Below are 2,572 nucleotides of genomic sequence, written 5' to 3'. Positions count from 1 at the left end.
CGGCGGCGATGATCTCCTCGCGGCTGGCGCCCGGCTTGCCATAGGCAATGTTCTCGGCAATCGTGCCGAAGAACAGGAACGGCTCCTGCAGCACCAGCCCGATATGGCTGCGGAATTCCGACACCGGCAGCGAACGGATATCGACGCCATCGAGTCGGATTGCGCCTTCGGAGACGTCGTAGAAGCGGCAGATCAGGTTGACCAGCGTGCTCTTGCCGGAGCCGCTGTGCCCCACCAGGCCGATCATCTCGCCCGGCTTGATCGACAGGTTAAGCCCTCGGATCACGGCGCGATTGCCGTAGCGGAAACCCAGGTCGCGCAGTTCGATGGCGCCTTCGACGCGCTCCAGGTGCGCCGGCCGCACGGGCTCCGGCACGCTCGATACGTGGTCGAGGATATCGAAGATGCGCTTGGCACCGGCGGCGGCCTTTTGCGTGACCGAGACGATGCGGCTCATCGAATCCAGCCGGGTGTAGAAGCGGCTGATATAGGTAAGGAAGGCCACCAGCACGCCGACCGTGATCGCGTTGTGCGAAACCTGCCAGATGCCGAAGATCCACACCACCAGCAGGCCGATCTCGGTCAGCAGCGTGACGGTCGGGGTGAACAGYGACCACACGGCGTTGACGCGGTCGTTGATCGCCAGGTTGTGCCGGTTGGCCTCGCGGAAACGCTCAACCTCGCGCTTCTCCTGGGCAAAGGCCTTGACCACGCGGATGCCGGGAATGGTATCGGCCAGCACGTTGGTGATCTCCGACCAGATCCGGTCGATCTTCTCGAAGCCGTGGCGCAAACGATCGCGCACCAGATGGATCATCCACGCGATGAACGGCAGCGGCACCAGGGTGACCAATGCCAGCCACGGGTTGATGGAGATCAGGATGGCCGCCGTCATGACGATCATCAGCACATCGGTGGCAAAATCCAGCAGGTGCAGCGACAGGAACACGCAGATGCGGTCGCTTTCCGAGCCGATGCGGGCCATCAGGTCGCCGGTGCGCTTGCCGCCGAAGTACTCCAGCGACAAGCGCAGCAAGTGTTCGTAGGTGGTCGTGCGCAGGTCGGCGCCGATGCGCTCGGACACCCGCGCCAGCAGGTACGTCCGCGCCCAGCCCAGGCTCCATGCCACCAGCGCCGCGCCCAGCAGGCCGGCCAGGTACAGCTTGACCCGGCTGTAGTCGATAGGCAGGCCGTTCTGGTACGGGATCAGCACGTTGTCCATCAACGGCATGGTCAGGTACGGCGGCACCAGCGTGGCGGCGGTGGACAGCAGGGTCAGCAGGAAGCCGGCCAGCAACTGGAACCGGTACGGCCTGGCAAAGCGCCACAGGCGCAGCAGCGCCCAGGTSGAYGGCGGGGTCTCCAGATCGCGGCTACATTGCGGACATTGGTCGTCGTCCGGCGGCAGGGGTGCCTTGCAGGTCGGGCAGACCGCCTCCACATCGGCCTCGGCCAGCCCTCCCCGGCCCGAGCCGGACAGGTCGCACTGCGCGTGGAACTGGTCGATCAGGCGCAGCGCGGCCGGGTTGTGGCCGAGCGTGTAGCGCCAGGTGGCCAGTAATCGCCCACTGTCGTGCAGTTCAAGCGTGCCAACCCCGGCGTGATCGGCGTGATGCAGCGATAATCCGGGCTGGATCGTCCATTCCTGCCAGTCTTTTTGCCCCGGCATGCGCGCCAGCAAGCGACGATCCGTCACAAGTACCCAGCCTTGGGTAAAATGCAGCTTTGCGTCTAGGTCGACTTCCAGCCAGGCCAGGACGGCCTCGCCGGGTTGCAGGCGGGTGCCGATTTCGTTACGCCACGGCTCGTTCGGGGCGTCGCTGTCAATCACGGGCAAGGAAGGTTGGGTCATCGTTGGTACGGCATGCTGCGTCCCTGGGCTATGGACATAACTTGAAACAATTTAAGGCGGGCGCACCATGGCGGCCCGCCGATTTGCCCGCAGTATACATAAGGCCAAACACACGGGCGTCCCTGATGCACTGCACAATCGCTTTTTAATCAAGAAAGTCAACCGGCTGACCGTTGTAACGTTACTGAAAGGTTAGGCTTCTATTTCTCGGGCACTCGCCCACTGCCTCAAGCTAAATCAATGAAAAAGAAGGACATTGAGATTTTCGATGTCATGTCGCTGCGCGGCCCGAATATGTGGACATATCGGCCTGTGCTGGAGGCGTGGGTCGATATCGGGGAACTGGAGGATTTTCCCTCCAACACGATTCCGGGGTTCTACGAGCGCCTGTCGGCATGGCTGCCCTCGCTGATCGAGCATCGCTGCAGTATCGGCGAGCGCGGCGGCTTCCTGCAGCGGCTCAAGGAAGGCACGTGGCCTGGCCACATCCTGGAACATGTCACGCTTGAGCTGCAAAACCTCGCCGGCATGCCCGGCGGCTTCGGCAAGGCGCGCGAGACCCCGATCCGCGGTGTCTACAAGGTGATCGTGCGGGCCTGGCATGAGGACGTCACCCGTGCGGCCCTGTTCGCCGCCCGCGACCTCGTGATGGCAGCCATCGAGGACCGCCCCTACGACGTCCAGGAGACGGTGGACCACCTGCGCCGCCTGGTGGACAAG

2 protein-coding genes are annotated in these 2,572 nt (G+C 63.7%); one reads left to right on the top strand and one right to left on the bottom strand.

Annotated elements, in window-relative coordinates:
- The coding region (locus AC1DKD_RS40600) for a cyanophycin metabolism-associated ABC transporter (RefSeq protein WP_477144680.1) at positions 1–1,852 on the bottom strand (1,852 nt) is incomplete at its 3' end.
- A gap of 240 nt (positions 1,853–2,092) precedes the next feature.
- Between AC1DKD_RS40600 and AC1DKD_RS40595 the strand changes: the two genes are divergently transcribed.
- Positions 2,093–2,572: cyanophycin synthetase family protein (locus AC1DKD_RS40595; protein WP_477144679.1), on the top strand; the 480-nt coding region annotated here is incomplete at its 3' end.

The organism is Cupriavidus sp. 05T313, from assembly GCF_056396665.1.
This window is presented reverse-complemented; position numbering and strand designations above follow the sequence as displayed.